The organism is Pantoea eucalypti (assembly GCF_009646115.1).
Taxonomy (GTDB): Bacteria; Pseudomonadota; Gammaproteobacteria; order Enterobacterales; family Enterobacteriaceae; genus Pantoea; species Pantoea eucalypti.
In genome coordinates this window covers 2378035-2404413 of sequence record NZ_CP045720.1, presented here as the reverse complement: position 1 = coordinate 2404413, position 26379 = coordinate 2378035, and the positions used below count along the sequence as shown (strand labels likewise).

Annotated in this window: 27 protein-coding genes and 4 pseudogenes; 25 read left to right on the top strand and 6 right to left on the bottom strand. The window is 52.1% G+C overall.

What is annotated here, in order from left to right; all coding sequences use genetic code 11:
* Positions 1-127 precede the first annotated feature (127 nt).
* The 23 genes and pseudogenes from EE896_RS22610 to EE896_RS11040 all read left to right on the top strand — a co-directional run bounded on the left by EE896_RS22610 (position 128) and on the right by EE896_RS11040 (position 18395).
* Positions 128-844 carry a hypothetical protein gene (locus EE896_RS22610; RefSeq protein WP_238343217.1) on the top strand — a complete coding sequence of 239 codons (717 nt, stop codon included), beginning with the start codon at positions 128-130 and terminating at the stop codon, positions 842-844.
* Positions 845-1059: 215 nt separating this feature from the next.
* On the top strand, positions 1060-1329 hold the full coding sequence (locus EE896_RS22605; protein WP_003850782.1) for a hypothetical protein: 270 nt from the start codon (positions 1060-1062) through the stop codon (positions 1327-1329).
* A gap of 84 nt (positions 1330-1413) precedes the next feature.
* Positions 1414-1836, top strand: coding sequence for a hypothetical protein (locus EE896_RS22600; RefSeq protein ID WP_238343216.1), 423 nt, complete (start codon positions 1414-1416; stop codon positions 1834-1836).
* 86 nt (positions 1837-1922) lie between these two features.
* Positions 1923-2170 (top strand): annotated as a pseudogene (locus EE896_RS11135) (DcrB-related protein); the annotation flags it as partial.
* Entirely contained in the window at positions 2157-2300 is a 144-nt protein-coding gene (locus EE896_RS22880) for a glycohydrolase toxin TNT-related protein (protein WP_153574562.1), read from the top strand. The pseudogene EE896_RS11135 and the gene EE896_RS22880, both read left to right, overlap by 14 nt.
* The gene (locus tag EE896_RS11125; protein ID WP_140915549.1) at positions 2293-2520 is read left to right on the top strand and encodes a hypothetical protein; all 228 of its coding nucleotides are present in this window, start codon (positions 2293-2295) and stop codon (positions 2518-2520) included. Before EE896_RS22880 ends, EE896_RS11125 begins: the two co-directional genes overlap by 8 nt.
* A gap of 110 nt (positions 2521-2630) precedes the next feature.
* A pseudogene (locus tag EE896_RS11120) lies at positions 2631-3882 on the top strand (RHS repeat domain-containing protein); the annotation flags it as partial.
* Positions 3883-4024: 142 nt separating this feature from the next.
* The gene (locus tag EE896_RS11115; RefSeq protein WP_140915548.1) at positions 4025-4309 is read left to right on the top strand and encodes a hypothetical protein; all 285 of its coding nucleotides are present in this window, start codon (positions 4025-4027) and stop codon (positions 4307-4309) included.
* Positions 4282-4650, top strand: a pseudogene (locus EE896_RS22875) (RHS repeat-associated core domain-containing protein); the annotation flags it as partial. The gene EE896_RS11115 and the pseudogene EE896_RS22875, both read left to right, overlap by 28 nt.
* Positions 4651-4659: 9 nt before the next feature.
* Positions 4660-5064, top strand: coding sequence for a hypothetical protein (locus tag EE896_RS11105; RefSeq protein ID WP_153574561.1), 405 nt, complete (start codon positions 4660-4662; stop codon positions 5062-5064).
* Positions 5065-5069: 5 nt separating this feature from the next.
* Positions 5070-5534: a hypothetical protein gene (locus EE896_RS11100; protein ID WP_238343215.1), complete on the top strand. Its 465-nt coding sequence runs from the start codon at positions 5070-5072 to the stop codon at positions 5532-5534.
* A 448-nt stretch (positions 5535-5982) separates the two neighbouring features.
* Positions 5983-6565: pseudogene (locus tag EE896_RS11095) on the top strand (hypothetical protein).
* Positions 6565-7146, top strand: a complete 582-nt coding sequence (locus EE896_RS11090; protein WP_153574560.1) for a hypothetical protein — start codon at positions 6565-6567, stop codon at positions 7144-7146. The pseudogene EE896_RS11095 and the gene EE896_RS11090 overlap by 1 nt, the downstream one beginning before the upstream one ends.
* Positions 7147-7624: 478 nt before the next feature.
* Positions 7625-7837, top strand: coding sequence for a hypothetical protein (locus EE896_RS11085; protein ID WP_008926142.1), 213 nt, complete (start codon positions 7625-7627; stop codon positions 7835-7837).
* A 340-nt stretch (positions 7838-8177) separates the two neighbouring features.
* Complete coding sequence (gene dgcN, locus EE896_RS11080) at positions 8178-9185, top strand: N-acetyltransferase DgcN (protein ID WP_008926143.1); 1008 nt, start codon at positions 8178-8180, stop codon at positions 9183-9185.
* A 1-nt stretch (position 9186) separates the two neighbouring features.
* Entirely contained in the window at positions 9187-10152 is a 966-nt protein-coding gene (gene dgcA, locus EE896_RS11075) for an N-acetyl-D-Glu racemase DgcA (RefSeq protein WP_078804329.1), read from the top strand.
* Between the two features lie 15 nt (positions 10153-10167).
* Positions 10168-12030 (top strand): ABC transporter ATP-binding protein, encoded by a 1863-nt coding sequence (locus EE896_RS11070; RefSeq protein WP_078804330.1) that lies wholly within the window; start codon positions 10168-10170, stop codon positions 12028-12030.
* A gap of 25 nt (positions 12031-12055) precedes the next feature.
* Positions 12056-13597, top strand: a complete 1542-nt coding sequence (locus tag EE896_RS11065) for a glutathione ABC transporter substrate-binding protein (protein ID WP_078804331.1) — start codon at positions 12056-12058, stop codon at positions 13595-13597.
* Between the two features lie 79 nt (positions 13598-13676).
* Positions 13677-14609 (top strand): ABC transporter permease, encoded by a 933-nt coding sequence (locus tag EE896_RS11060; protein ID WP_003850806.1) that lies wholly within the window; start codon positions 13677-13679, stop codon positions 14607-14609.
* Entirely contained in the window at positions 14606-15490 is an 885-nt protein-coding gene (locus EE896_RS11055) for an ABC transporter permease subunit (protein WP_008926148.1), read from the top strand. The genes EE896_RS11060 and EE896_RS11055 overlap by 4 nt, the downstream gene beginning before the upstream one ends.
* A gap of 2 nt (positions 15491-15492) precedes the next feature.
* Complete coding sequence (locus tag EE896_RS11050) at positions 15493-16536, top strand: DmpA family aminopeptidase (RefSeq protein ID WP_140915550.1); 1044 nt, start codon at positions 15493-15495, stop codon at positions 16534-16536.
* Positions 16533-17354, top strand: a complete 822-nt coding sequence (locus tag EE896_RS11045; RefSeq protein WP_039660403.1) for a M55 family metallopeptidase — start codon at positions 16533-16535, stop codon at positions 17352-17354. The genes EE896_RS11050 and EE896_RS11045 overlap by 4 nt, the downstream gene beginning before the upstream one ends.
* A 132-nt stretch (positions 17355-17486) precedes the next feature.
* Complete coding sequence (locus EE896_RS11040) at positions 17487-18395, top strand: LysR family transcriptional regulator (RefSeq protein WP_140033501.1); 909 nt, start codon at positions 17487-17489, stop codon at positions 18393-18395.
* A 246-nt stretch (positions 18396-18641) separates the two neighbouring features.
* Here EE896_RS11040 and ychF read toward each other — a convergent pair whose 3' ends face one another.
* Together ychF and pth are read right to left on the bottom strand one after the other, a co-directional pair.
* The gene (gene ychF, locus EE896_RS11035) at positions 18642-19733 is read right to left on the bottom strand and encodes a redox-regulated ATPase YchF (protein WP_003850816.1); all 1092 of its coding nucleotides are present in this window, start codon (positions 19731-19733) and stop codon (positions 18642-18644) included.
* A gap of 108 nt (positions 19734-19841) precedes the next feature.
* Entirely contained in the window at positions 19842-20429 is a 588-nt protein-coding gene (gene pth / locus EE896_RS11030) for an aminoacyl-tRNA hydrolase (RefSeq protein ID WP_003850818.1), read from the bottom strand.
* 255 nt (positions 20430-20684) lie between these two features.
* On the opposite strand from pth, the gene ychH reads away from it, so the two are divergent.
* The gene (gene ychH, locus EE896_RS11025) at positions 20685-20960 is read left to right on the top strand and encodes a stress-induced protein YchH (RefSeq protein WP_008926152.1); all 276 of its coding nucleotides are present in this window, start codon (positions 20685-20687) and stop codon (positions 20958-20960) included.
* Here the strand turns inward: ychH and EE896_RS11020 are convergent.
* The 4 genes from EE896_RS11020 to lolB all read right to left on the bottom strand — a co-directional run bounded on the left by EE896_RS11020 (position 20957) and on the right by lolB (position 24884).
* The gene (locus EE896_RS11020; protein WP_140915551.1) at positions 20957-22108 is read right to left on the bottom strand and encodes a GGDEF domain-containing protein; all 1152 of its coding nucleotides are present in this window, start codon (positions 22106-22108) and stop codon (positions 20957-20959) included. The two genes, ychH and EE896_RS11020, sit on opposite strands and share 4 nt — an antisense overlap.
* Before the next feature lie 214 nt (positions 22109-22322).
* The gene (gene prs, locus EE896_RS11015; RefSeq protein ID WP_003850825.1) at positions 22323-23270 is read right to left on the bottom strand and encodes a ribose-phosphate diphosphokinase; all 948 of its coding nucleotides are present in this window, start codon (positions 23268-23270) and stop codon (positions 22323-22325) included.
* Between the two features lie 136 nt (positions 23271-23406).
* Entirely contained in the window at positions 23407-24264 is an 858-nt protein-coding gene (ispE, locus tag EE896_RS11010; protein ID WP_003850827.1) for a 4-(cytidine 5'-diphospho)-2-C-methyl-D-erythritol kinase, read from the bottom strand.
* On the bottom strand, positions 24261-24884 hold the full coding sequence (gene lolB / locus EE896_RS11005; protein WP_008926155.1) for a lipoprotein insertase outer membrane protein LolB: 624 nt from the start codon (positions 24882-24884) through the stop codon (positions 24261-24263). The genes ispE and lolB overlap by 4 nt, the downstream gene beginning before the upstream one ends.
* Positions 24885-25100: 216 nt before the next feature.
* Here lolB and hemA point away from each other — a divergent pair, with 216 nt between their 5' ends.
* Positions 25101-26357 (top strand): glutamyl-tRNA reductase, encoded by a 1257-nt coding sequence (hemA, locus tag EE896_RS11000; RefSeq protein WP_003850831.1) that lies wholly within the window; start codon positions 25101-25103, stop codon positions 26355-26357.
* Positions 26358-26379 lie beyond the last annotated feature (22 nt).

The following is a 26379-nucleotide window of genomic DNA, read 5'->3' as shown; positions in this document are numbered from 1 at the left end:
AAAATATCATTAAAAATAAATATGGTTTGATTAATCTTGCTGCTTTCAGTTGTAGTTATTTATTAGCTTTATATCAACAGCTGGAAGAACAGGGTTAATTAGCATCTGAAATTTCAAGGTTAATTAAATGAAAAAAGTTGGATTTAGCATTGCGGTTTTATTGTCAACATCTTCATTATCCTTGTTTGCTTCTGAACACTTTACCGGCCAGTGGAGTGGGCAGGAAAAAAATGATAATGGGTCGTTATATTCAACGTTAACATTAAAATTAAAACAGAATAATAATAACATAATGGGTAGTTATTGTTATGTTATCAGAGGCGGGAACAAAATAGATTGCCCTGATGATAATGACATCAACATCAAAGGCACTGCAAATGATAAAAATGCTTTGATTGAATTTGATTCTTCATTTGGCGGGGTGAAGGGTAAAGCAAAGTTAGAATTTAAAGATAATAAAGTTTTATGGAAATTAATCAAAGACCCTGAGAATGGCGAGTTTTATGCACCAAAAACTTATACACTCGATAAAGAAGTTAATCAGAGAAATTTAAAATCGAAGATGAAAGTTTTTTCAACATCTGATTTCACTATTACCTTAGTCAATGGTTGCGGAGAGTTTTATACAGTATGTGATAAAATTAAATACTTTGGGCTCAGAAATAAAGATGGGAAGCAAATTACTCTTGAAGGTAAAACCACGCAACCTGTTAATGCAACAAAAGCGGAAGGAATGATTTTCACAAATGGTACCGTAGATTATATTGTGAGCTTTAATCCGCTTGTGCTGAAGGTAATGCAGGGAAATAAAACACTCGCACAGCAGGATGGTAAGTGGGAGTGATGATTTTTATGATTCTCATTTGATATTATTACTTCTTTTCAAATGCTATGAATAACCTTGGTTGATGCTGTGATTTTTCTTGGGGTGGTGATATTTTCTCTCCACCCAACAAATATTTTTGAAATGTAAATATTTAATATTTAGTGATTTTTTTACGCTGCATTAGTGAATAAATGTGACTTATTATGTTAAGCCCCTGGCTCTGATAAAATCCAATGATTATGAATCGTTTTTTCGCCAGTCTTATATTTGTGCCTGTTATCCTGTTTTTATCCTGCATTGCAAGTGCAGAATCCAGCACTGAATCGTCTCTTCCTGCTCTTTACGAGGGCGATTTTTCCGTTCTGCTGAACGATTATGTTTTCACTTCAGGTGACACCTGGAGCAACGAAAATTTCGTACGCGCAGGCAAGGCCCTGAGTTCAGTTCTGGCCGGAAAAGTGGCCATCAATAATCAGCAGTACAACTATCTTCAGCTTAGCTAGGACGGCTTTGAGTCGTTCAGCGCTGCGGCGGCTGGAGATGCCAGCCATACGGTTCTGGCTGAGATCCTTCTGAGAAGTGCCAGCGTGCCAACGGCCCAGAATATTGGGGTAGGTGATAGCACGGAACAGGTTCAACAAGCCTATGGACCAGGAAAAGAGGATAATAGTGATAATCAGCACTGGCTTGTACACACGTCGGGCGGGAAACAATTAATGTTCCAGATTGACCAGGGGGAGTTCAGCTCCGTCATGTTGAAAACAGACCTGGGTGCAGAGCAAAGCGAAATCAGCGCTGACCAGGCTATCATTGCCGCCACGGAAGCGATTCATACCTGGCACCTGACCAGCCTCGATGATAACTGCCTGCGGTACGATCCCGACGATAGCAGTAATAAACGTTTCTTTGTCATCACGGTTCGTGAAGATCATCACGACAGCAGTTGTGGTGGCGATCCTCATATTAAACATCAGCTTTTTGATATTAAAGTTGCGCGTGATAATACATAGCTACTCACTAATGCCGATAACTTTGATGGCGAATTCCATAGCCTGATTCCACCCAGCATAAAAAATTAATAAAACGGACCACCAATATGAATTACAAATTCAATGAGGGCGCCTTTTCGCTTTTTCCTGCTGCCTGGCAGGACACCACCATGAATATTCTCCGCGACGAAGCCAGTGGGCTGGCAGGGGTTGTAAGCCGCGGTGTTATTGCTGAGGACAGTGATGCGGAAAAGAATTGAAGCGTCATTGGGACACGTTGCGGAGTCAGATGTGTTATATCCAGCAGAGTGAATTTGTACGCGTAATGGCGGGTGTGGATAATGTCCCGAGAGCCAGAAAGTAAAATAGCACCCTGGTTTGGTGAGATTGGTTTAGGTGTACAATATCTTTTGCCAGAATCAATGAAGTCTATAATTGATTCCGGACATTTAAAAGAAGTTAAAACAGGAAGGCAATGTGGATAAGAAGTTATTAATCAAAACGTTATCATCTATGGATATTCCAGCGGACAGCTATTCGATTGAATATATATCTAATGAATCTTTATGTTTGATCTATGAAGGGTTGCTTTGGAAGATATTTTATAGTGAAAGAAGTCATCGTACTGACGAAAGATGCTACGCCGATGAAGAATCCGCATGCAAAGCATTTTTGGCGAGATTAAAACACATGCTGGGATGCTAAATAAAATGTTAAAGCCGCAGTGAAATTGATAGGCCAATATTATTCATCTTTTCGTTATGTAATATCTAAGGTCGTCTGCTAAGCGTTCACCTCTTATCCTATATGCGCTGCGCGTCTGGTCCCGTCGCCGCGACTTCGATTATGGCAGCAACCTGATCCGTGAAGAGCGCGACGATAATCCGTTCAGCCAGACATTAAAGAACTACGATAACGCTGGTCGGCTGTTGTCACAGGACGGTGCGCAGCCGGGTTATGAACAGTGGCGCTGGGATGGCGCAGGCAACCAGCTGGATCGTCATACTGCAACGCATGTGGTGCATAACCGTGTCACCGGACTGCACGGTATTCGCTGGCAATATGACATTCATGGCCTTACCACTGAGAGAGATGAAGGGCATACCCGCTGGCACTACCGTTACAATGGTAAGCATCGTCTTACGAAGGTGAGCAGCGAGCCGCGCGACCCTAACAAGACGCTCACTAAGGTGAGTTTTCGCTACGATCCGCTGGGACGCCGCATCAGTAAAACCAGCCAGCCGCTGTTACTGGGAAGACCGTCTGACAACGCCATCACGACGCGCTTTGTGTGGGAAGGCTATCGCCTGCTGCAGGAGATCCACGATGGCACTCCGCTGACCTATGTGTACAGCGATAGCCAGAGCTATGAGCCCCTGGGGCGTATTGATGGGGTGGAAAGCCCGGAGATTTACTGGTTCCATAATGCGGCCAACGGGATGCCGAAGTTGCTGACTGACAGTGAAGGGCAAAAAGCCTGGGAAGGAAATAACAGCCCGTGGGGCAAGCTGCTGCGTGAATCAAGCGAGCGATTTCCGATGGTGGAGCAGAACCTGCGGATGCAGGGCCAGTACCCGGACCGGGACTGACTTTCTTTAGCAAATTTGAACATCGCTTCAGCGATGGCCCCTGGGGTGAGGCACAGCAGGGGCCCAATCAACCGGACTGCACTACAATCTGTTTCGTTATTATGACCCGGACAGCGGACGGTTTACCCAGCAGGATCCGATAGGGCTGGCAGACGGGATCAACCTTTACCAGTATGCGCCGAATGCGCTGAGGTTGGTGGATCCGTGGGGGTTGAATTGTAAAAAATTCAAGGAAAATATAAAGAAATTAAGAAAAGGCCCCTTGCAGAATCACTCGCTGCTATATTTACAAATAGTGATTACGAAACTGTTATTACAACATAATATATTGTCTTATACCGTGTTTATGGAGGACGGGCTGATGTGGGCGGTTCATTCGTCTCAACATCAAGTGCAGGTGGTCGTATTCAACCAAAAATTGATGCTGCGTTGCTACCTGAATCGAAAAATACAAGACTGGTACCTAAGGGTACAATAATGTAGATTGCTTAAGTTGCCCCTCAAGTAACAAAATCTGGTGCAATCTTTAATGGTTAAGCTGAAAAAATAATTCCTCCTCGAGAATGGGAACAGAGTTAGATTTTAAATTTTAAAAAAATTAACACGCCATAGGTTTTAATATGAAAAAGAGTGAAGTTATAAAAATCCTGAATGATACTTTATTATTAATAAAACATGAAACTAACAATTATGGAAAAAATAAGCTTGATGATGTTATTAAAAAGTATGAACTTACAATAAAAAAAATAGTGAATGAAAGTCTTGAGCACAATGACATCCACAACTCAGTAAAAGCTTATTTGGAAATTTATAATGATTACGATAACCCATTGCTTTTTAAAATGTCAGATGCTGAGAAAGCAGTGTCTACATATCTGCGGCCAACGGGATGCCGAAGTTGCTGACTGACAGTGAAGGGCAAAAAGCCTGGGAAGGGATCAACAGCCCGTGGGTCAAGCTGCTGCGTGAATCCAGCGAGCGAGTTCCGGTGGTGGAGCAGAATCTGCGGATGCAGGGCCAGTACCTGGACCGGGACTAATTTGCATAAGCAAATTTGAACATCGCTTCAGCGATGGCCTCAAGGGGGTGAGGCACCGGAGGGGCCGAATCAACCGGACTGCACTACAATCTGTTTCGTTATTATGACCCGGACAGCGGACGGTTCACCCAGCAGGACCCGATAGGGCTGGCTGGCGGGCTCAACCTTTACCAGTATGCGCCGAATGCGCTGGGGTGGGTGGATCCGTAGGGGTTGATGAAGTGTAACAACCCTGCGAAAGAAGCAACGCAGTGGCAGGGACCAGGGAATAAATCTTATCCAGGTGTCGATGTTTATGAGAATACGGTAATAAAAAAAGGTACGATACTTTATGCCCTTCATCCTAATGGAGATCAGTTACCTGCATATACTGTAAGCCATCCTACAGTCAGACAACATAAAGGTGATCCACTTGGCTATCATGAAGCTTTGCAAGTTGAGTTGAACCCAGCATATCCAATGCGTTCAAAGGTGAGAGCTTATTACGTTACAGAAGATATATTTGTAGCCAGAGGGCGTGCTGAAGCTAATCCTAAACATGGAGAAGGGGGAGGGCTGCAGTTCTATATTCCGGAAGAAGCTCGGCTTAAACTGAAACCTGGAAAAGTAATTGACATATGAAAATAATGAATTTAGACGAGTCAAGTGGAGCTTTACATATAGATGGGAGTGAAATAGATCTTTCATCTTACGAGGCTTTTACTAAGTCCTTTTTTTTTAATTCAGTTGATGATCTGACATCAGTTGGAAAATATCGTTTTTTTTTAGAAGACGTCAGTTGGCACGATGAACCATTTACTGTGGAATTCAATCCGGCTGTTTTTTCTTTCAAGGCGCTTGTTTTCCTCACTAGCAAAACCGGTGATTTTTATAAAAGTCTATCTGATTGGGAAAAAAGAGCCAATGTAAAGGCTTTAAAGGAAGAAGAAAAAAGAATGTTTGAATGGATGCTTAATAGATATCCCAATAATTATAAGGGTGAATTAAAAGATCCTCCTTATGGTCATGTTTGGAATTTTGAATGGGGAGAGATAACGGTACAGTCGGAAGAGAGATCATTTAATTGTGGGATATACATTGAGTGGGGCTGATTTTAAATTACCAGTCTTATCAAGATCTTATTTTATAATATTTGTGCAATGACATATTAACAAGTTGCCAATATTTATAAGTTGGCTCTATATGATGGATGCGAATGTTCGATAGCGATTTTTTATTCCTTTGCTGCTGGAAGGAATGGCAAGCAGACCTGCTAGCGATATATTCACGATGGCAGGGGCATGGTGAATTCTATTTCAGATGCTAAATAATTTGTTATGATCTTTTTCTGATGGAATTTATGGTTGCTATTTGATGTCATTATTGCAGTGATAATAAATGGAGCATCTAGCATTTTTTTCAATCAAAAAATGATAGGGTTTTTTGTGGGTTGTATGCTTAACGATATATAAAACTGATGTGATAATGACTGGTTTTTCTCTTCAAATTTAATATCTCAAGAAATCTATTTTTACCCTGTTGAGCTTATAAGGAGATAAAATGAACCTGCCAGGAATGAATCCCGAAAATAACTTACCGGGTTATGACATCGCGAGACTGACCGGTTATGGGGCACCCGATTTTGATTTCAAAGCGCTGGGTGCGGCAATGGATTGTACGCGGGAGTTTTATCAGGCTGGCATCATCTATGCAGATGGCGCACAGCGTTATCTTGTCCGGCCTGGTCAGCGTCATCATTTCACTTGCCAGTGTGGGCGGTGCATTAAAAGAAGCTCTGGCAACATGGCGAGCAATGAAATCGGTCTCTTCTTTAAAAGCCACGGAGTGGCTCAGGAACTATCCAAGGCAGGACCGGGCGCGCCTTACTGAATTAATCATCAAGGCACAAAACCCGGGTATAACTAATAAAGAGCTTAAAGCCGCCATCCGTGCAGGACTCTATCCAAAACGTTTTCCTGTAGAACCGGTGCAAAAAGAACTTGTTAAGCAACTCGCACAGGTCGTCACGAGCGCAGCGGCTGTGGCTGGCAGTGCTGTCAGTGGTATCATTGCTGCTCCAGGTAACGTGCCGCGTACCGGACGCTACATCGTGGGAACAATCCAGTCACTGGCGGTAATTTAATGCAATTTTTATCATGGCTTGTCGGGCGAAATATCACTGAACTCCTGCAACAGGGGCGCGAAATAGATCAGGCAATCGCACGGCAGGATGATTCCATACTTGCCCGTTCCACTTCAGAGCTTGAACGCTATTTTAAACAGCCTTCTGAGTCGCTGCCCCGGCAAAACGGCTTCCCGGTTGCAATAGTGCTGATGCTGCTGCTGGTTGCATTTGCATTTAATCTGCTGACATTTCTGCACGCGTTACCTCCTCTGAGCCCACAGATACATGCGTTGAGTTTTTTTGTTCCCTCAATTGTTGTTATTGGCGCGATACTCACGGCCAGTTACCTGCTTGCGCGGGGCCATACAACTGGTGTGGCGGGACTGGCTTACGTCTGTGCAATGTTGCTTATATCGACTGTTTTACTCCTGAGCTACAGCGTTGTTACGGCTAGCCACTCGGGCCTGTGGCTGCTTCTGGCACTCGCTGCTTTAGTGGGTGCCCGCTGGGTACTGAATGGGCAGGGTTTTGTCCTGTTTGCCATGTACTGCCGCACACAACGCCTCGCTAGCGTCGCCCAGCAGCGTCGCATGAAATAACCCGTAGTTGTTTTTAGTGCTGTTATCGCGGAATACCCCTTCCGCGAATCTTTTCTTTTTTTCTCTCAGACCTGTCGTTGATAGATTTCGATAATGAGGATTGCCATGCAAAATTCAGGTTTCTTCGGCGCGACTTCGATTACAGTAACGTCCTGAGCCTTGAAAATCGTGATGATATACGTTCAGCCAGACATGATAGAAATACGATAACGGCAGTTGGTTATTGTCGCAGGAAGGTGCGCAGGCAGTTAAGGAACAACGACTCTGGTATAGCGCAGGCAACCCGCTGAATTGCGAGTCCACCCAGCGAAAATCAGTAGTTCAGCAGAACCTGCGTATTCTATATGGCATGAGACGGGTGCAAATAATTTTTGGCCGCCTGGCGTATATACTTCTGGGTGAATTCCAGATGAAATTATAGATCACAAAGTCAGTAAATGAATTTTTTATTAATATAGTTTAAAGAAAGGAGTAAATGATGGGAAAGACTATATTTAGTGGCTACGGCATGTTTATTACCCAAGAGGATGGAAAGTATTTTATCAACTATGATGCTGGTGGGATTTCTAATAAAGATGTTAAGTCTGAGATAAGCGAAGAAGAGTTTAATAAAGCCAGGCTATGCGAACAAGACGCTTATGAAGTAATCATTCGCACTCAAGTTAGAGATAAAATAAACTGCCAGCAGTGAGCTGATTATTTTGTGATTTCACTAACTCCAAAGGCGGCCAAACTATGTTTCTGTAGTTCGACTTTTCAAATCTACCAGTGGCATTAAGTGCTGGATAAACCATTTCCTCCCCTTGCCCATATCCATCCCTTCTCCCCGAACGCAATCTTTTTCCTATGACCCACCCCTTGCTTGAACCCATTCCCTGTGCCAAACCCCCTGAAAAACTCACCCATCATCACTATTCCCTCTGGCTATAACCTGCCGTTATACCCTCCTGCTAAACAAGCATTCGTCACCTTTCAGAACGCATGAAATAGTGGTTTCAGAACCTGATCTTTTGGCTGAAACGAGAGACAACATGCTAATCCCACAACCCTATTTACTCTTTCTTGGCGATGTTACCGATCCCCTCGCGGCAAAAACGGCGCGCGGTATTCATATCTGGCGGCCGGAGCAGTGCGTTGGCGAAATTAAACTGCCGGGCTGCACGGTCAGTCTGGGTCTGGATGAACTGGATATTCCCGGCGCCAAAGCACGTGGCGCGAAAACGCTGGTACTAGGCACAGCTAATGCCGGCGGCTATCTGCCTGCACACTGGCTGGAAACGATTAAAAGTGCCATTCAGGCAGGTATGAATGTGGCCAGTGGTCTGCACCATCGGCTGGTGGACGAACCTGAACTGGTCGCGCTTGCGCAGGTTGCTGGTGTTGCGCTGTTTGACCTGCGTCATATGCGTCCGGCGCTCAGTGTGGGCAGCGGTAAGAAGCGCTCAGGTAAGCGCATCCTGACCGTGGGTACGGACTGCTCTGTGGGCAAGATGTACACCTCTCTGGCGCTGGAAGCTGCGATGCGTGCGCGCGGCATGAAAGCTGATTTTCGTGCCACGGGACAGACCGGTATTCTGGTCGCAGGGGAGGGTATTGCTGTGGATGCGGTCATCGCTGACTTTATTGCCGGTGCCGCAGAAGCGCTGTCACCGGCGAATGACGAGGACCACTGGGATATCGTTGAAGGGCAGGGATCATTGTTCCATCCCTCCTATGCGGGCGTGAGTATGGGGCTGATGCACGGTGCGCAACCACACTGGCTGGTGATGTGTCATGAAATGGGACGTCCCCATATGCGTCATTTGCCACACCAGCCCATGGTCAGCCTGCAGGCGTGCGTGGAAGCCAATCTGCGTGCCGCGCAGGTGACCAGTGAGTCGGTTCAGCTCGCTGGCTTTGCAATCAACACCTCCAATTACAGTGAAGAAGAGGCGCTCGCTTATTGCGCCGAAATCAGCGCTGAGTTCGGCTTACCGGCCACGGATCCGGTGCGCTTTGGTATTGATGAGATCGCCGCACTGCTTCAGGAGCGTGGCTGAAATGCGACAGTTGCAGATTGAGGTGGTGGAGCTGCCGCTGGCACGACCCTTTGCTATCGCACGCGGTACCCGAACCGCCGTGACGGTCATCCGGGTCACACTGGAGCAGGAGGGGTTCATCGGGCAGGGCGAATGTACCCCGACGGCGCGTTACGATGAGTCGCCGGAGAGCGTTCAGGCCATGCTCGAAGCCGTTCGTACTGAGGTAGAGTCGGGCCTGAGCCGTCATGATCTGCAACACCGTTTACCCGCAGGTTCTGCGCGCAACGTGCTGGACTGTGCGCTGTGGCGACTTGATGCCGCCCGGGCGAATCAGACGCTGTGGCAAATGAGTGCGTGCTCTCAGCCAGAGTCAGTTGTGACTGCAGAAACCCTTAGCCTGGATACGCAGGAAAATATGGCTCTTGCAGCGGCGGATGCCGTGTTACGTGGCGCTATCCTGCTCAAAATTAAGCTCGACCGCAGTGAGATTCTGGAAAAAGTGGCGGCCATTCGTGCGGCGGCACCGCATGCCACGCTCATTATCGATGCCAATGAAGCGTGGTCGGGGCTGGACCTTGAAAGCCTGCTGGTGGCATTGAAGGCCTTCAATATTGCGATGGTCGAGCAACCGCTTCCCGCTGGACAGGATCATGACCTGCAACGCTTTAAGCATCCCATACCGGTCTGTGCCGATGAGAGCTGCCATACACGGGTGGATATTGCCGGATTACGCGATCGTTACGAAATGATCAACATCAAGCTGGATAAGTGCGGTGGCCTGACGGAAGCGCTGGCGATGGCGGATGAAGCCCGGACGCTGAATATGCGCATCATGGTCGGTTGCATGCTGGGCTCGTCACTGGCCATGGATGCAGCATTGCCCGTCGCGGTTAACGCAGAGTTCGTCGATCTGGATGGCCCCATCTGGCTTGCCGCCGACAGTTCTCCTTTTTTGAGCTACTCCGAAGGCCGCATCTGGCTATAACTCTGCGAGGCGACGATGACGGACACACAACGTACTTCTCCTGCAACCCGCGCTGCCTTGCCATCCCCCGTGCTGGCGATTCAGGATCTCAGCGTCTCGTTTCATGGACGCAGTGGTGAAAATCAGGCACTCAAAGGCATCAGTTTTGCCATTCATCCCGGTGAAATTGTCGCTGTCGTGGGCGAAAGCGGCTCCGGTAAATCTGTCACGTCGCTGGCTGTGATGGGCCTGCTGGCAAATAACGGCTGTATCGATCGCGGCAGTATGCAGTTTTGCGACCGGAGCGGAAACGTACATGCATTAGAAACGCTGGATGACGCTCAGCGCCGCACACTGCGTGGCCGTGAAATGGCGATGGTCTTTCAGGAGCCCATGACGTCGCTGAATCCGGTGCTGCGCGTTGATGATCAGCTTACAGAGGCATTACGCGATCACCATCTGTGTGACAAAAAGCAGGCCCATGCGCGCGTGCGTGAACTGCTGCGACAGGTGCGAATCGCCGATGTGGATCGCGTTATGAAAAGCTATCCGCACTCGCTGTCAGGCGGCATGCGGCAGCGTGTGATGATTGCGCAGGCCCTTGCCTGTGACCCGCAACTCCTGATTGCTGATGAGCCGACCACTGCGCTGGATGTCACCGTTCAGGCGCGCATTCTCCATATTCTGCGTGACCTGCAACGCGAGAAACAGATGGCGGTGCTGTTTATCACCCATGATATGGGCGTGGTAGCGGAAATCGCCGATCGCGTGGTGGTCATGCTGCGAGGCGAAGTGGTCGAGCAGGGAACCGTATCTGAGATTTTTGCCGCCCCGAAGCACGCTTATACCCAGGCGTTACTGGCGGCAGTGCCAAAACTCGGCGATATGCGGGAACACACGTGGCCGCAACGCTTTCCTCTGCCGGGTGCGGGCGAGGCTGTGCAAAGCGAACAGCAAACCGCTCGCTATGACGTTGCGCCGCTGCTGGATGTGCGCGGTTTGAAAGTCTATTACCCCATCCGCAGCGGCATCTTATCGGGCCTTACGCATCATGTGCATGCGGTGGAACAGATTGATTTCAGTCTGTGGCCGGGTGAAACCCTGGCCATCGTGGGTGAAAGCGGCTGCGGCAAATCGACAACCGGACGGGCGCTGATGCGCCTCATCAACAGTGACGCTGAAAGCATTCATTTTGAAGGAAAGGAAATCTCTGACCTGAAAGAGGCCGCGTTCCAGCCGCTCCGCCGTGAAATCCAGATGGTGTTTCAGGATCCTTATGCCTCACTGAATCCCCGCCTGACAGTGGGTTTTACCATTGCCGAGCCGTTACTGTTACATGGCATGGTCTCTTCACTGGAACAGGCTTCCCCACAGATTGATGCGCTGCTGAAGAGCGTCGGTCTCCTGCCAGAGCATGCGCGTCGTTATCCGCACGAATTCTCGGGTGGTCAGCGTCAGCGTATTGCCATTGCCCGCGCTATGGCGCTGAAACCGAAAGTGATTATTGCGGATGAAGCGGTATCAGCACTCGATGTTTCAATTCAGGCGCAGGTGGTGAACCTGATGATGGACCTGCAGCAGCAAACGGGCGTGGCATGGATTTTCATCTCTCACGATATGGCGGTCGTCGAGCGTATTGCGAATCGCGTCGCGGTGATGTACCTCGGCCAGATTGTGGAGCTTGGACCACGTCAGTCGGTCTTTAATCAGCCGCAACATCCCTATACCCAACGTCTGCTGGCTTCCGTGCCAGTCGCCGATCCAGAGAACCGTCAGCCCCGTCTTTTCGATGACAGCGAAATTCCCTCGCCGTTGCGTAAGGTGGGTGAAACGGTCACTAAACCCCGTTATCGCCAGGTTGCGCCCCAGCACTGGGTCGCTGACGGCATTGCATTGTAATTATCCTCAACGACCAGGAGAATCTATGAAAACGCTGTTTCGCCGTACTTCGCTAGCCCTCGCATTGACGACGACGCTGGTCATGACTGCGCAGGCACAGGATCTGCGCATTTCAATGTATGCCGATATCACGGGGCTGGATCCACATGACACCTCGGATAATGTCAGCTACTCGGTGCAGAGCGGCATCTTTGAGCGGTTGTTCCAGTTTGATCCCACGATGAAGCTGCAGCCCTGGCTGGCGACCGGTTATACCTCTAATGACAGTGCCACCGAATTTACGCTGACGCTGCGCAAAGGTGTCACTTTCCAGGACGGTACCCCGTTTGATGCCGAAGCCGTCAAAGCGAACCTTGATCGTCTGGCAGATCAGAAAAAAGGGCTGAAGCGTAATAGCCTCTACAAAATGATCGATAAGGTCACGGTAATGGCACCCGACCAGGTAAAAATCGATCTGAATCAGTCGTTCGGGGCCTTTATCAACACGCTGGCGCATCCTTCGGCGGTGATGTGGAGTCCATCCATTCTTAAGCAATACCCGGACGAAGCGCAGTTGCGACTGCATCCGGTCGGCACCGGTCCGTTTAAATTTGTTAACTGGACACCGGGCAAAGCGGTCACGCTGGCAAAGTATGACGGTTACTGGCAGAAGGGATGGCCTAAAGTCGACCATGTGATCTTCTCGCCGAGTCCGGAAGATGCGACACGCGTCGCCGCATTAAAATCGGGGCAAGTGGATGCCATCTGGCCACTGCCTTCAGACCTGATCGCTGCCGTGAAACAGGACAGCCATCTCTCCATTCAGCGCGATCCGAGCATTTATCTCTATTACATGGCGATCAACACGCAGCACAAGCCGCTGGCGGATGTTCGGGTGCGTCAGGCCATCAACTATGCGATTGATCGTAATCTGTGGCTGAAAGTGGCGTTTGCCGGTCTGGGTAAACCTGCCACATCCGCTATACCGGAAGGCGTACAGTTCTACCAGAAACAAACCGATCCTGAGTACAGTTATGCGCCGGATAAGGCCAAAGCTTTGCTGAAAGCGGCAGGCTATCCGAATGGTCTTGATCTTAAGCTCTGGGTGACCAATGCCACGGCCAGCGTGCGTGCCGCTCAGGTGCTGAAAGCGCAACTGGCCACGGCAGGCATTCGGGCCACGGTGACGCCGATGGATTCCGGCACGCGCAACGCTAAGTTGTGGGGTGTACAGGACCCGAAAAAGGCCGAGTTTGACCTCTATTATGGTGGCTGGTCGACCTCAACAGGCGATGCCGACTGGGCGCTGCGTCCGCTGTTTGCCACCGAATCCTGGGTGCCGACCTCCTATAACGTCTCCTACTTCAGTAATCCTGACGCAGACAAAGCGATTGCAGCCGGGCTGGCGACGGCCGATCCGGCAAAGCGCGGCATTGCCTATGCACAGGCGCAAAAGGTCTTGTGGAAAGAAGCGCCGGTGGCGTTCCTTGGTACGCCAGATAACCTGGTGGGCAAGCGTAGCACCCTGAGCGGCGTTTCAATGCTGCCTGATGGCAATTTCCTGTTCACTCAGGCGTCCTTTAAATAAGACGGTTCTTCTCTCGTCACCACTCTGGATCGGGGCGGAGACGTGAGGAGGCCAGTCACACCTCATTTCAGGGAATGGCATGTTTGCATACATCATTCGCCGATTACTGGAGATGATCCCGGTTTTGCTGGTGGTCTCGTTGCTGGTATTCGGTTTTATCAAGCTCATGCCGGGCGACCCGGCGCGCGCTTATGCCGGACCGGATGCGCCCATCGAGGCCATCGAGGCGGCGCGTCAGCATCTCGGGCTTAACGATCCGCTGCCGCAGCAGTACCTCCACTGGATCGGCAGCCTGTTGCAGGGCGATCTGGGCACCACCTATCGCACTCAGCAACCGGTGCGGGAGGTGATTCGACAGGGCTTTATGCCGACGCTGTGGCTGGCCTTAGCAGGTTTTACCTGGTCCGTTATTCTCGGGTTGTTATTCGGCGTGATGGCGGCCCTGAAACGGGGAAGATGGCAGGACTGGACGCTGATGAGCGTGGCGGTAGGCGGTATTTCGATGCCCGCCTTCTGGCTGGGGCTGTTGCTTATTCAGTTCGTCGCGATGCCTTTTGGGCTGTTTTCGGTCAGCGGTTTTAACCAGGCCAGCGATATTGTCCTGCCCGCCATCACGCTGGGTTCGTCGGTTGCGGCGGTCATGGCGCGCTTTACCCGTTCGGCCTTTCTTGAGGTGGCGCAGGAAGATTACGTGCGCACCGCCAAAGCCAAAGGACTGCGTAACCGGCTGGTAACGTGGAAGCATGTGATGCGCAATGCGCTCATTCCGGTGATTACCATGCTGGGTCTGCAGTTCGGTTTTCTGCTGGGTGGCTCCATCGTCGTCGAGAGTGTTTTCAACTGGCCAGGGTTAGGCTGGTTATTGATTGAGTCGATCAAAGCGCAGGATCAGCCGGTGATTCAGGCACTCGTGATGTTGTTCGTGTTTGAATTTATTGTGATTAATCTGCTGGTCGATCTGCTTTACGCGGTAGTTAACCCAGCCATTCGCCTGCGACAGGAGCCGAAATGAGTAGTCAATTGCTGACTGACAACCCGCCTCAGATCATTCGTTCGCCGTGGCGTGATTTCCTGCATGCCTTCGTGCGTAACCCTCTGGCACTGGTCTCAGGCGGCTTTGTGCTGCTGTTGATTGTGGTGGCGATCTTTGCGCCCTGGCTGGCGCCCTGGGATCCTATGGCCCCGGACTGGATGGCGTTATCGTCACCGCCAACGGCGGCACACTGGATGGGGACCGATGAACTGGGGCGCGACCTGCTTAGTCGCATTATCTATGGCGCGCGTATTTCGCTCTATATCGGCGTGCTGTCGGTGACGATCGGCATGCTGGTCGGGGTCATGTTCGGGTTACTGGCGGGCTATTACGGCGGTTGGGTTGATATGTTGATCATGCGCGGTGCCGACGTCTTATTCGCGTTTCCCGGCATGTTGCTGGCCATTGCGGTGGTGGCGCTGCTGGGGACGGGCCTTAACAATGTCATTATCGCGGTCGCGGTATTCAGCGTGCCGGTATTTGCCCGCATCGTGCGGGCATCGACGCTCTCTCTGAAGCAGGCTGCCTATGTTGAAGCCGTACGCTGTGCCGGTGCGCCAGACCGCGTGATTATTCTGCGGCATATTCTGCCCGGCACGCTCTCCAGCGTAATTGTCTATTTTACCATGCGCATTGGTACCAGTATTCTGACTGCGGCGGGCCTGAGTTTTATCGGACTGGGTCCGGAGCCAGACGTGCCGGAATGGGGCAATATTCTGGCGATGAGCCGCAGCATGATGATGGCCGGATCCTGGCACATGAGCGTATTTCCAGGGCTGGCGATTTTTATCACCGTGCTGGCATTCAATCTGCTTGGCGACGCGTTGCGCGATACACTCGATCCCAAACTCAAAGGCTGACGATGGATTACCAACAACTACAGCGCGATCTGCTGCTTGATCGCTGGCGTAACCTGCGTCAGCTTGGGCAGCCACGAAGCGCCTGCGGACCCACTAATCGCATCAGCGATGTTGCGGGCGTGCGTGTCGGACATTACACGCTGAATGAAGGCGAAAAGCAGACTGGCGTCACCGCTATCCTGCCGCCGGGCGATAATCTGTTTCTCACACCGCTGCCGTGTGGGGCTGAGGTGCTGAACGGCTTTGCGAAACCCGTCGGACTGGTTCAGATAGAGGAACTTGGCGTGCTTCAGACGCCGATTCTGCTCAGTAACACGCTGGCGGTTGGCACGCTGTTTACCGCGCTGGTGCGCGATGCCATCCGTCGTAACCCGGAACTGGGTAGGACGTTGCCCACGGTGAATCCACTGGTGCTGGAGTGCAACGATGGCTGGCTGAATGATATCCAGGCGCTGGCAATCAGTGAGGATATGGCTAAGGCGGCGCTGCAGACGGCCTCCGCAGACTTCGCGCGTGGCAGCGTCGGCGCGGGACGCGGGATGAGCTGTTTCAGTCTGAAAGGGGGCATCGGAACCGCCTCACGGGTAATTCCTTCACTCAACGCCACGCTTGGCGTGCTGGTATTGGCCAATTTCGGCGCGCTGGAGGCACTCACACTGGATGGCGTCCGGGCGGGCGAGATGATTGCGCCGCTGCTCGCCGGAGAGGCGCCGCAGCGTGATGCCGGCTCTGTCATCATCATCATGGCAACAGATGCCCCGCTGGACACACGGCAGCTAAAGCGCATCGCGAAGCGAGCCGGTGCCGGTCTTGGAAGGCTGGGCAGTTACTGGGGACACGGCTCGGGCGATATTGCCGTGGCGTTTTCCACGCAACCGCTGCCACTGCCGCCACAGGACGACACGCTGGAGCCGCTGTTTGCTGCCGCAGCGGATGCAACGGAACAGGCTGTACTCGATGCCTTGTTGAGCGCAGAGGCTGTTACTGGCTTTCGCGGTCATCATCGTCCCTCACTGACGCAGATTCTGGATAAATTAACCTCATGAAAATTTTTATCTCGGCCGACATTGAAGGTATCGCGGGGGTCATGCGCCCGGAGCAATGTTCACCCGGCCACCCGGAGCATCAGATCGCCCGTGGTCTGATGGAGCAGGAAGTGAATGCCGCGATTGCGGGTGCGTTTGCGGGTGGGGCAACCGAAGTGGTGGTTGCAGACAGCCATGCTCAGATGACCAATTTGCGTGCGGAAAATATCGATCCCCGCGCCCGACTGGTGCAGGGCAAACCCCGCTGCCTGTCGATGGTGGAGGGGATAGAACAGCAGACGTTCGACGGGCTGTTTCTGGTGGGATTTCACAGCGCAGCAGGTGAATCTGGCGTACTGGCGCATACCATTAACGGTCGGGCATTCTGGCGTATCCATATTAATGATCTGGTGATGGGCGAAACCGATATTTATGCGGCTGCCGCTGCTGAACAGGGCACGCCATTGCTGCTGGTCACGGGTGACGATCAGTTACAGAGCTGGATAGCGGAATATTACCCAGCGGTCGATTACGTCTGTGTAAAGCGCGCCATTTCGCATACCTGCGCGGAATCGGTCAGTCCGCAGGCGGCACAGCATGCGATCGCTGCCGCGGCAAGTGCCGCACTGCAACATCTCCATCAGGTGAGCACAACCCGCCTGACGGCACCTTACACGATGCGGCTTCAGGCCACTAAACCTGTACTGGCCGATCTGTTCAGTCTTATCCCCGGCGTCACGCGCCTTGATGCCGTTACCGTGGCGTATCAGGCGGAGAAAATGGAAACGTTGATCAGCTTACTCAGTGCATTCTCCTATCTGGCGAGTACGCAGTCGTAGCAACTTTATGCCGGGGCTGCACTGGTTTTGCGGTACAGTTTTTGCAGCAGGATAATGATTGCTCTCACTCTCCGCCGGTACAGCTGGTTGAAGAGGCCTCCGTGTCCGGTATTCCATCCAGGGTAAATCATCATGCGGCTCCGCCATATAGAAGTCTTTCAGGCCATCGTACAGACCGGCAGCATCAGCGCAGCGGCGCGCCTGCTGAATGTGTCGCAGCCGAATATCAGCCGTGTGCTGAATCACGCTGAACAGCAGCTGGGATTTGCGCTGTTTGAGCGACGGCTACAGGGAATGAGTGTGACGGCAGAAGGGCGACGTCTGCTGCCTGAAATAGAGGATCTCTGCCAGCGCCTGCAATCCATTACCCAGCTCACCGAACAGCTAAGGCGTGGCGAAGGGCAACTCGTTCGCGTTGGCGCCGCTCACGCGTTTGGTCAGATGGTGATGGCTCCCGCGCTGGTCACCTGGCGGCAACAGATGGCCTCGGTCAGTGTGGAACTGGTCACCGAGCACTTCAGTACCTTATGCCAGATGATTCTGGATAATCAGCTCGATTTCGCGCTGGTCTTTGGTCAGCAGGTCGATGCGGATCTTCTGGCCGAGCCTCTGTTTCAGTCCTCCATGGTGGCGCTGCTACCGCTCACTCATCACTGGCATGAACCCGTTACGCTGGAGTGGTTGTGCAACAATAATTTACTGATGATGCAGGCGCAGGATCCGCTTGGACGCGTACTTCACCGTGCGCTGCGCGATAAGAAACTGAACCCCGCCGTGTCATTGTCGATTAAAACCTATTCGGTCATTGCAGATATGGTGCTGGCAGGCGGCGGCACGGGCGTCGTGGATCTCTTCACCGCCTGCCGCTATGCCGAACAGTTAAAGCTGCTGCCCATAGCACAACCTCTGCCGTTTGAAGTGATGCTGATCAGCCGCCGTGACCAGCCGCAGTCGCAGTCCACTCTGCAACTTAAGCAGGTCATCCGTAACAGGCTGTGGGAGATCGCCCGGCAGTGTGAGGCGCAGTTTATCCGTGGCTGAACAGGTGCCGTTTCAGGTGAAGAGAAGGGGAAGAGGGTGCGCTCAGGTAGCTTTAGATTCTTTTGGCGGGTTTTGCAGAAGAAGGAGAGGAGCTAAAGCAGTAAACTTTTAAGTCATGATTCCAGCGTTGCGGGAATCTGCTGACAGACACTACTGTGAGAGCGTTAAAAAGAAAAACCCACGCCATTGCGTGGGTCTTAGCGAGTCTGTCAGGTTTTATGGGGTTGCTTAAACCGCATGAAAAAATCAGACGTTAAACAGGAAGTTCATCACATCGCCATCTTTCACGATGTACTCTTTACCTTCTGAACGCATCTTGCCGGCTTCTTTCGCACCTTGCTCGCCTTTATAGGCGATAAAGTCTTCAAACGCGATGGTCTGGGCGCGGATAAAACCTTTCTCAAAGTCGGTATGGATTTTACCGGCTGCCTGTGGGGCTGTTGCGCCAACCGGGATGGTCCATGCACGCACTTCTTTCACGCCAGCGGTGAAGTAGGTCTGCAGGTTAAGCAACGAGTAACCGGCGCGGATCACGCGGTTCAGGCCCGGTTCTTCCAGTCCCAGTTCGGCCATGAACTCGTCACGGTCTTCATCTTCCAGCTCAGCAATGTCAGACTCAACAGCGGCACACACAGGCACCACCACAGAACCTTCTGCTTCGGCGATAGCGCGCACCTGATCCAGGTACGGGTTGTTCTCGAAACCATCTTCATTGACGTTAGCAATGTACATGGTGGGTTTCAGGGTCAGGAAGCTCAGATAGCGGATGGCCGCTTTGTCGTCTGCATCCAGATCCAGTGAACGCAGCATGCCTGCTTCAGAAAGATGCGGCAGGCATTTTTCCAGTGCAGCCAGCTCGGCTTTGGCATCTTTGTCGCCGCCTTTGGCTTTCTTCTGCACACGCTGAATCGCACGTTCACAGGTCTCAAGATCGGACAGGGCCAGTTCGGTGTTGATCACATCAATATCTTCAGCCGGGTTGACTTTACCCGCCACGTGGATGATGTTGTCGTTTTCAAAGCAGCGCACCACGTGGCCGATCGCTTCGGTTTCGCGGATGTTGGTCAGGAACTGGTTGCCCAGGCCTTCACCTTTTGACGCGCCTTTCACCAGACCCGCGATATCGACGAATTCCATGGTAGTCGGCACCACGCGCTGTGGCTTAACAATCTCAGAAAGCTGGTCGAGACGCAGGTCAGGCATTGGCACCACACCGGTGTTTGGCTCAATGGTGCAGAAAGGGAAGTTAGCCGCTTCGATGCCCGCTTTGGTCAGCGCGTTGAACAGAGTGGATTTACCGACGTTCGGCAGGCCCACGATACCGCATTTGAATCCCATGGTTTGATACCCTTTATAACTGGATGGACAGCACGTCAGACGACGGACTGTCGGAGACGAATAGAAAAATTTCGCGCATTATACACGGAATCACGACGATTCGGGCGTTTAAGCAGGCTTGAAGGCGTGCAGCCGGTTCATCGCCTTAATGCGATCCTCTTTCAGCCACAGTTCGGTGCAGCGCACCGCTTCATCAATGGCATCATCAATCAGCTTCTGCTCACTGGCAGGCGGCTTGCCCAGTACAAATCCGGTTACCTTATTACGATCGCCGGGATGCCCGATGCCGATGCGGAGCCGATGAAAATTGTTGTTGTTGCCCAGTTTGCTGATGATGTCTTTCAGACCGTTGTGACCACCATGCCCGCCGCCTTGTTTAAACTTGGCTACGCCGGGTGGCAGATCAAGTTCATCGTGTGCCACCAGAATCTCTTCCGGCGCGATGCGATAAAAGGTCGCCATCGCCGCAACCGCTTTACCGCTCAGGTTCATAAAGGTGGTCGGCACCAGCAGGCGCACATCCTCTCCGGCGATCATCAGGCGGGCGGTGTAGCCATAGAATTTGCCTTCCTCTTTCAGTGACTGATTGTGGCGCTCAGCCAGTAAATCCAGATACCAGGCACCCGCATTGTGGCGCGTGGCGGCATATTCAGCGCCCGGATTGGCAAGGCCCACAATCAGTTTAATGCTGCTCACAATGATTATCCTGCTGTTATTGCGAAAGGGCGTTAGTTTACTTCGCCACAGCCAGGATGACAAAGCACAAGCGCCGAAATGGTTCAGTGAAGTGATTAATCATTTTCTATCTAAATCAACAGGCTGGACTCAGGGCCAGGGAATGCTTTATGACTGATGTGTGATCCAGTCCGCAACGTAATCTTTACCCATTGCCTAAACTTATGGCACTTAACATTGTGTGCGGTCATTTTCTCATAAGGATGGGGGTGCAGCATGAAATACCAACACTGCCGTGTAGCAGGTAACAGCTTGATGGTACTGGGATTAGTGACAATGGTGCTGGGCGTCGGCTTCTCAATTATTAATCAGCTCCCCTCACTTGATCTGCCACAGCTTCTGGCTCAGGGGGCGATTTTAGGCATCTTTATTGGTGCGCTGCTATGGCTGGTGGGCGCCGGTCTGAGTGGTCGTGAAAAGGTAGAAGATCGTTATTACTGGCTGCGTCACTATGACAAACGCTGCCGCAGATCGCACAACTCACATCATTAAGTGAGTGCAGCCGGGACCGGATGCTGCGCAGTGCAGTTCCGGCCACTGGCTTTCGCGTGATAAAGCGCCGCATCTGCCAGTGCCAGTAAATCCTCAAAGCCCTGATGCGGTTGGGTCAGCGTTGCGAATCCAATGCTGACTGAATAGGTAATCTCATTGGGCTGTGACTTACAAACCGCCAGTCGTGTCGCTTCACACCAGGCTTCCGTCTCCTTTGCTCCGGCCGGGATTATCGCCGCAAACTCCTCTCCACCCAGCCTTGCAAAGCGCCCGTCAGCAGGCATCAGCTCTCTGACAATGCCGCAAAAGTGGATCAAAATCTGGTCACCCTGCTGATGCCCATACCGATCATTAATGCTCTTGAAGTGATCAAGATCGAACAGGATTGCACTATAAGGCCGGTTCTGACGGCGGCAATGCGCCACAATTTTTTCTGCTTCGTTAAATAAAGCACGGCGATTCCAGGCGCTGGTCAGCGGATCGTGCAGGGAAGTGTGTTTCAACACGCTCTGCATCCGCTCATTCACCATGGCCAGAATGGTAAATGTCAGGCCAATGACAAACAGAATGGACTCCAGAATCACGTAAACCGAGAAGTCCGATCCGCCAATGGCACCATGCCTGGTACTGGCAATGGCGCTATCCAGAAAAATGCGCGCCAGATGAAACAGCAGGTGAATCCACAGCAGCAACTGTGCAGGCCAGAAAGTCGATTTTAGCGAGTCACGAGCCAGCCAGACCAGTTGAATAAATGCTGCGGTATAGGCCATACAGGCGATACACAGCACAAATACTCGCCTGGGCAAGCTGTAATAGAAGGCCGGAAAGCAGCAGAGGAGTGCCCAGAGCAGCGCGCCCAGCAGCCAGTGGGTACCGATGGGTTTGCCACTCAAGCGCCGCAACGCATTTAACAATCCGCCATAAGCCAGCATCACTAAAACATTGCCCACCGCAACCGGCAGAAAATGCAGGCCACTGCTGCGCAGGCTACTTAAGAACACGGAAATCAGGGTAAATATCAGCGACAGGCAGGTGAAGCCCAGAACGCGGTCATACTGCGATCCAATCCAGGCAAAGACCATGATGATGCTCAGAAACCCCAGTACATAAAGCTCGCAAATAAATAAGGTATAGATATCGAGGTTCATGAGGGCCGGGTTCTTATTAAAATTGCGTTGCAAATTACCACTTAACGGCATCGGGCAGAAGCGGGGAACGCAGCGTTTTACTAAAAGAGTGAGTGGCGTTGAAAATAGGGGATAGTGGGGAAATTTATCGCGGAAAAATCAGAAAAAGAAGTGCGTTAGTCGGGCGACTGGCTGGCTTAAAAAAACCGGGCACAGGGCCCGGTTCCGCGAAGAATTAATGCTCGAACATCGCCGAGATCGATTCTTCGTTACTGATGCGGCGAATCGCTTCAGCCAGCATGCCAGATAAAGTCAGCGTGCGCACATTCGGCAGTGACTTAATCTCGTCAGACAGTGGGATGGTATCGCAGACGATCACCTGGTCCAGAACGGATTTACGCAGGTTTTCAACCGCATTGCCGGAGAAGATCGGGTGCGTCGCGTAAGCAAACACGCGTTTAGCACCACGCTCTTTCAGCGCTTCAGCCGCTTTGCACAGCGTGCCGCCGGTGTCGATCATGTCGTCGACCAGCACACAGTCGCGGCCAGCAACGTCACCAATAATGTGCATCACCTGAGAAACGTTCGCGCGAGGGCGGCGTTTATCAATGATAGCCATATCGGTGTCGTTCAGCAGTTTAGCGATAGCACGGGCACGTACTACGCCACCAATATCGGGAGAAACAACAATCGGGTTTTCCAGACCGATCTGCATCATATCTTCCAGCAGGATCGGACTGCCAAATACGTTATCAACCGGGACGTCGAAGAAGCCCTGGATCTGCTCGGCGTGCAGGTCAACCGTCAGAACACGGTCAACACCGACGCTGGAAAGGAAGTCTGCCACTACTTTTGCGGTGATTGGCACACGCGCGGAACGCACGCGGCGATCCTGACGGGCATAACCAAAGTAGGGAATGACTGCGGTAATACGACCAGCAGAAGCACGACGCAGCGCGTCGACCATCACAACCAGTTCCATCAGATTATCGTTGGTGGGGGCACAGGTGGACTGGATGATGAAAATATCACCACCGCGTACATTTTCGTTAATCTGTACGCTCACTTCACCATCACTGAAACGTCCTACAGCGGCGTCTCCCAGGCTGGTGTAAAGGCGGTTGGCAATACGTTGTGCTAGTTCCGGGGTGGCGTTACCAGCAAATAGCTTCATATCAGGCACGAGAAGAACCTCAGGCTTTGCGTCCAGAGAATGAACGGCATGACAGTAACCGGCGCGTACAGTCATGTGCGTTCACACGGGTGTGTTGATGCGAAACGTGCAGTGTCTGGAACGTGGTGACACTGTCACGCAATCGCTAATCGCCTCGCAGGGTACGCTGTAGCGGCGAAACATTTACGCCCCGGGCTACAAATCCGCGCACCCCATTCGGGGCAAGCTCCAGCACCTGACGGGCAGCAGACTCAGTGTCGAATTCAGCAAACACACAAGCGCCCGTGCCAGTCAGGCGTGACGGCGCGTATTCTAGCAGCCAGGAAACAAGCTCATCAACCTTACGAAAACGTTTTCTTACCACTGCTTCACAATCATTGGTGAAGGGTGCAGCTAAAAGCGTCGATAAACTGCGCGATGGGGTATCACGCGTCAGTTCGGGGTCGTTGAATACCACTGGTGTGCTGATGTTCACGCCGGGATGAGCGACAAGATACCACTTTTCTTCCGGCTCTGCGGGCTGAAGTTGTTCACCCACTCCCTGCGCAAAAGCCGCGAAGCCGTGCACAAACACCGGCACATCCGCGCCCAGTTTCACGCCAATTGCTGCCAGCTCATCCGGTGTGAAGCCGGTTTGCCACAGATGATTCAGCGCCACCAGTACGGTAGCAGCATCCGATGAACCTCCACCGAGGCCGCCCCCCATGGGCAGATGCTTCTCAATGGCGATCTGTGCGCCAGCACGAGCAGGCAGGCAATGCTTATTCAGGGCTGCCTGTTTCAGCCTATTTGCGGCGCGCACAATCAGGTTATCTGCATCCGCGACGCCTGCCACCGGCGTTAACAGCTGAATGGAATCGCTGTCATCAACGGTAATCTGCAACTGGTCACCGTAATCCAGAAACTGAAACAGCGTCTGCAGGTTGTGATAGCCGTCGGGACGACGGCCAGTGATGTAGAGAAAAAGATTCAGTTTTGCCGGGGCAGGCCAGTGGGTGATCATTGAACGGTCCAGCCGTCCATACGCAGTTTAATTCGCTGATCACCCTCTTTCAGCTCCAGGCTGGACGGCAGCGGTGGGGTAACTTTGCTATCGTAACCCGCAATAGACACCTGCCAGTTCTGGCCGTCGCGGCTGTAGTTCAGGCTGCTTAGCTGATAGTTCTCGTTAAGCTGATAATCGGTGGCATCGCCAGGCAGACCCATCATCCACTGGCGCAGGTTTGCCAGCGGAATGTTCATGCCAGTAAGTTGCGAAATCATCTTCTGTGCATCATTGCTGACGTAACGCTTGCCTTTGTTATCGACGATCTGCACCACCGAGCCCTGTGCATCAAGCTGCAGTTCGGTACTGCCCAGTGGATTGGTCAGCAGCAGGCGATAGCGATCAGGCGCGGTCTGTTGCCAGTTGAAGCGGGCATAGACTTTCTGCTTGTCAGAGAGGTAGGCAAAGGCACCGCGGGTCTGATAGTGCGTAACCTTTGAGACCGCCTGCTGATGCTGTTGCCACTGTGGCGCGGTAACGCTGGGGCCCGGGCCTTGCGGTTTGTTGACGCTACAGGCCGCCAGCAGGACGCTGGCAAGGGGCAAAAGGCGCAACAGATTGCGTGGTGTATTAAGCATCAAGTGGTCATCTCCTCGGACACATGTATTTTTCGTAACGGATAACGCTAACCGTCCCGGTTTTAACCGTCAATGCTGTTATGCAGCAAATTGCGCACGATCGGGTTAATCTTATTACAGTCATAGCCTTTGTATGGCTTTTCTTGATCTGCCGCATCTTGTAGAATGCGCATCACAAAACCCTGACATTATTGGGACATCCCAACTAAAACCGCCATGACGCTGCTCGCTCTCGGAATCAATCACAAGACAGCCCCCATTGCTCTGCGCGAACGCGTCTCGTTCGGGCCGGAGACGCTTGAGCAGGCGTTAAACAGCCTGTTATCACAGCCCATGGTGCAGAGCGGCGTGGTGTTGTCCACCTGTAACCGGACTGAACTTTACCTGAGTGTAGAGCAACAGGCCGACTTACAGGCGCGTCTGGTGAGCTGGTTATGTAATTATCATCAGCTGGATGAAGAGGATGTACGCAACAGCCTCTACTGGCATCAGGATAACGAGGCGGTCAGCCATCTGATGCGCGTCGCCAGCGGACTCGACTCCCTGGTACTCGGTGAACCCCAGATCCTCGGTCAGGTAAAAAAAGCGTTTGCTGACTCCTCGCGCGGTCAGGCACTGAGCAGTGAACTGGAGCGCATGTTCCAGAAAACCTTCTCTGTGGCCAAACGCGTGCGCACAGAAACCGATATCGGTGCTAACGCGGTCTCGGTGGCGTTTGCCGCCTGTACGCTGGCCCGCCAGATCTTCGAATCTCTCTCTTCCGTCAATGTACTGCTGGTCGGCGCAGGCGAAACCATTGAGCTGGTGGCGCGTCATCTGCGTGAGCATCAGGTCAAAAATCTCATCATCGCCAACCGTACCCGCGAGCGCGCTGAAACGCTGGCGGCGGAAGTGGGTGCGGAAGTGATCACGCTGGCGGAGATCGATGCCCGTCTGGCTGAAGCCGACATCATTATTTCGTCAACCTCCAGTCCGTTACCGATTATCGGCAAGGGAATGATGGAGCGCGCCCTGAAAGCGCGCCGCAACAAACCGATGCTGCTGGTCGATATTGCGGTGCCGCGCGACGTAGAGCCGGAGGTGGGCGATCTGCCTAACGCTTATCTCTACAGCGTGGATGACCTGCAGGCGATCATCGAACAGAACCTGGCGCAGCGCAAAGCGGCCGCGGTTCAGGCCGAAAGCATCGTGGTTCAGGAAAGCAGCGAATTCATGGCGTGGCTGCGCTCACAGGGCGCGGTGAATACGATCCGTGAATATCGTTCTCAGGCGGATGAAATCCGCGCTGAGCTGGAAGGCCGTGCGCTGCAGGCGCTGCAGCAGGGTGCCGATCCGCAGAAAGTCATGCAGGAACTGGCGCACAAGCTGACCAACCGTTTAATACATGCTCCAACCAAATCACTTCAGCAGGCCGCCCGCGATGGCGATAATGAACGCCTGCAGATTTTACGCGACAGCCTGGGTCTCGATTAGGTACACCGCTGTCGCCACCTGT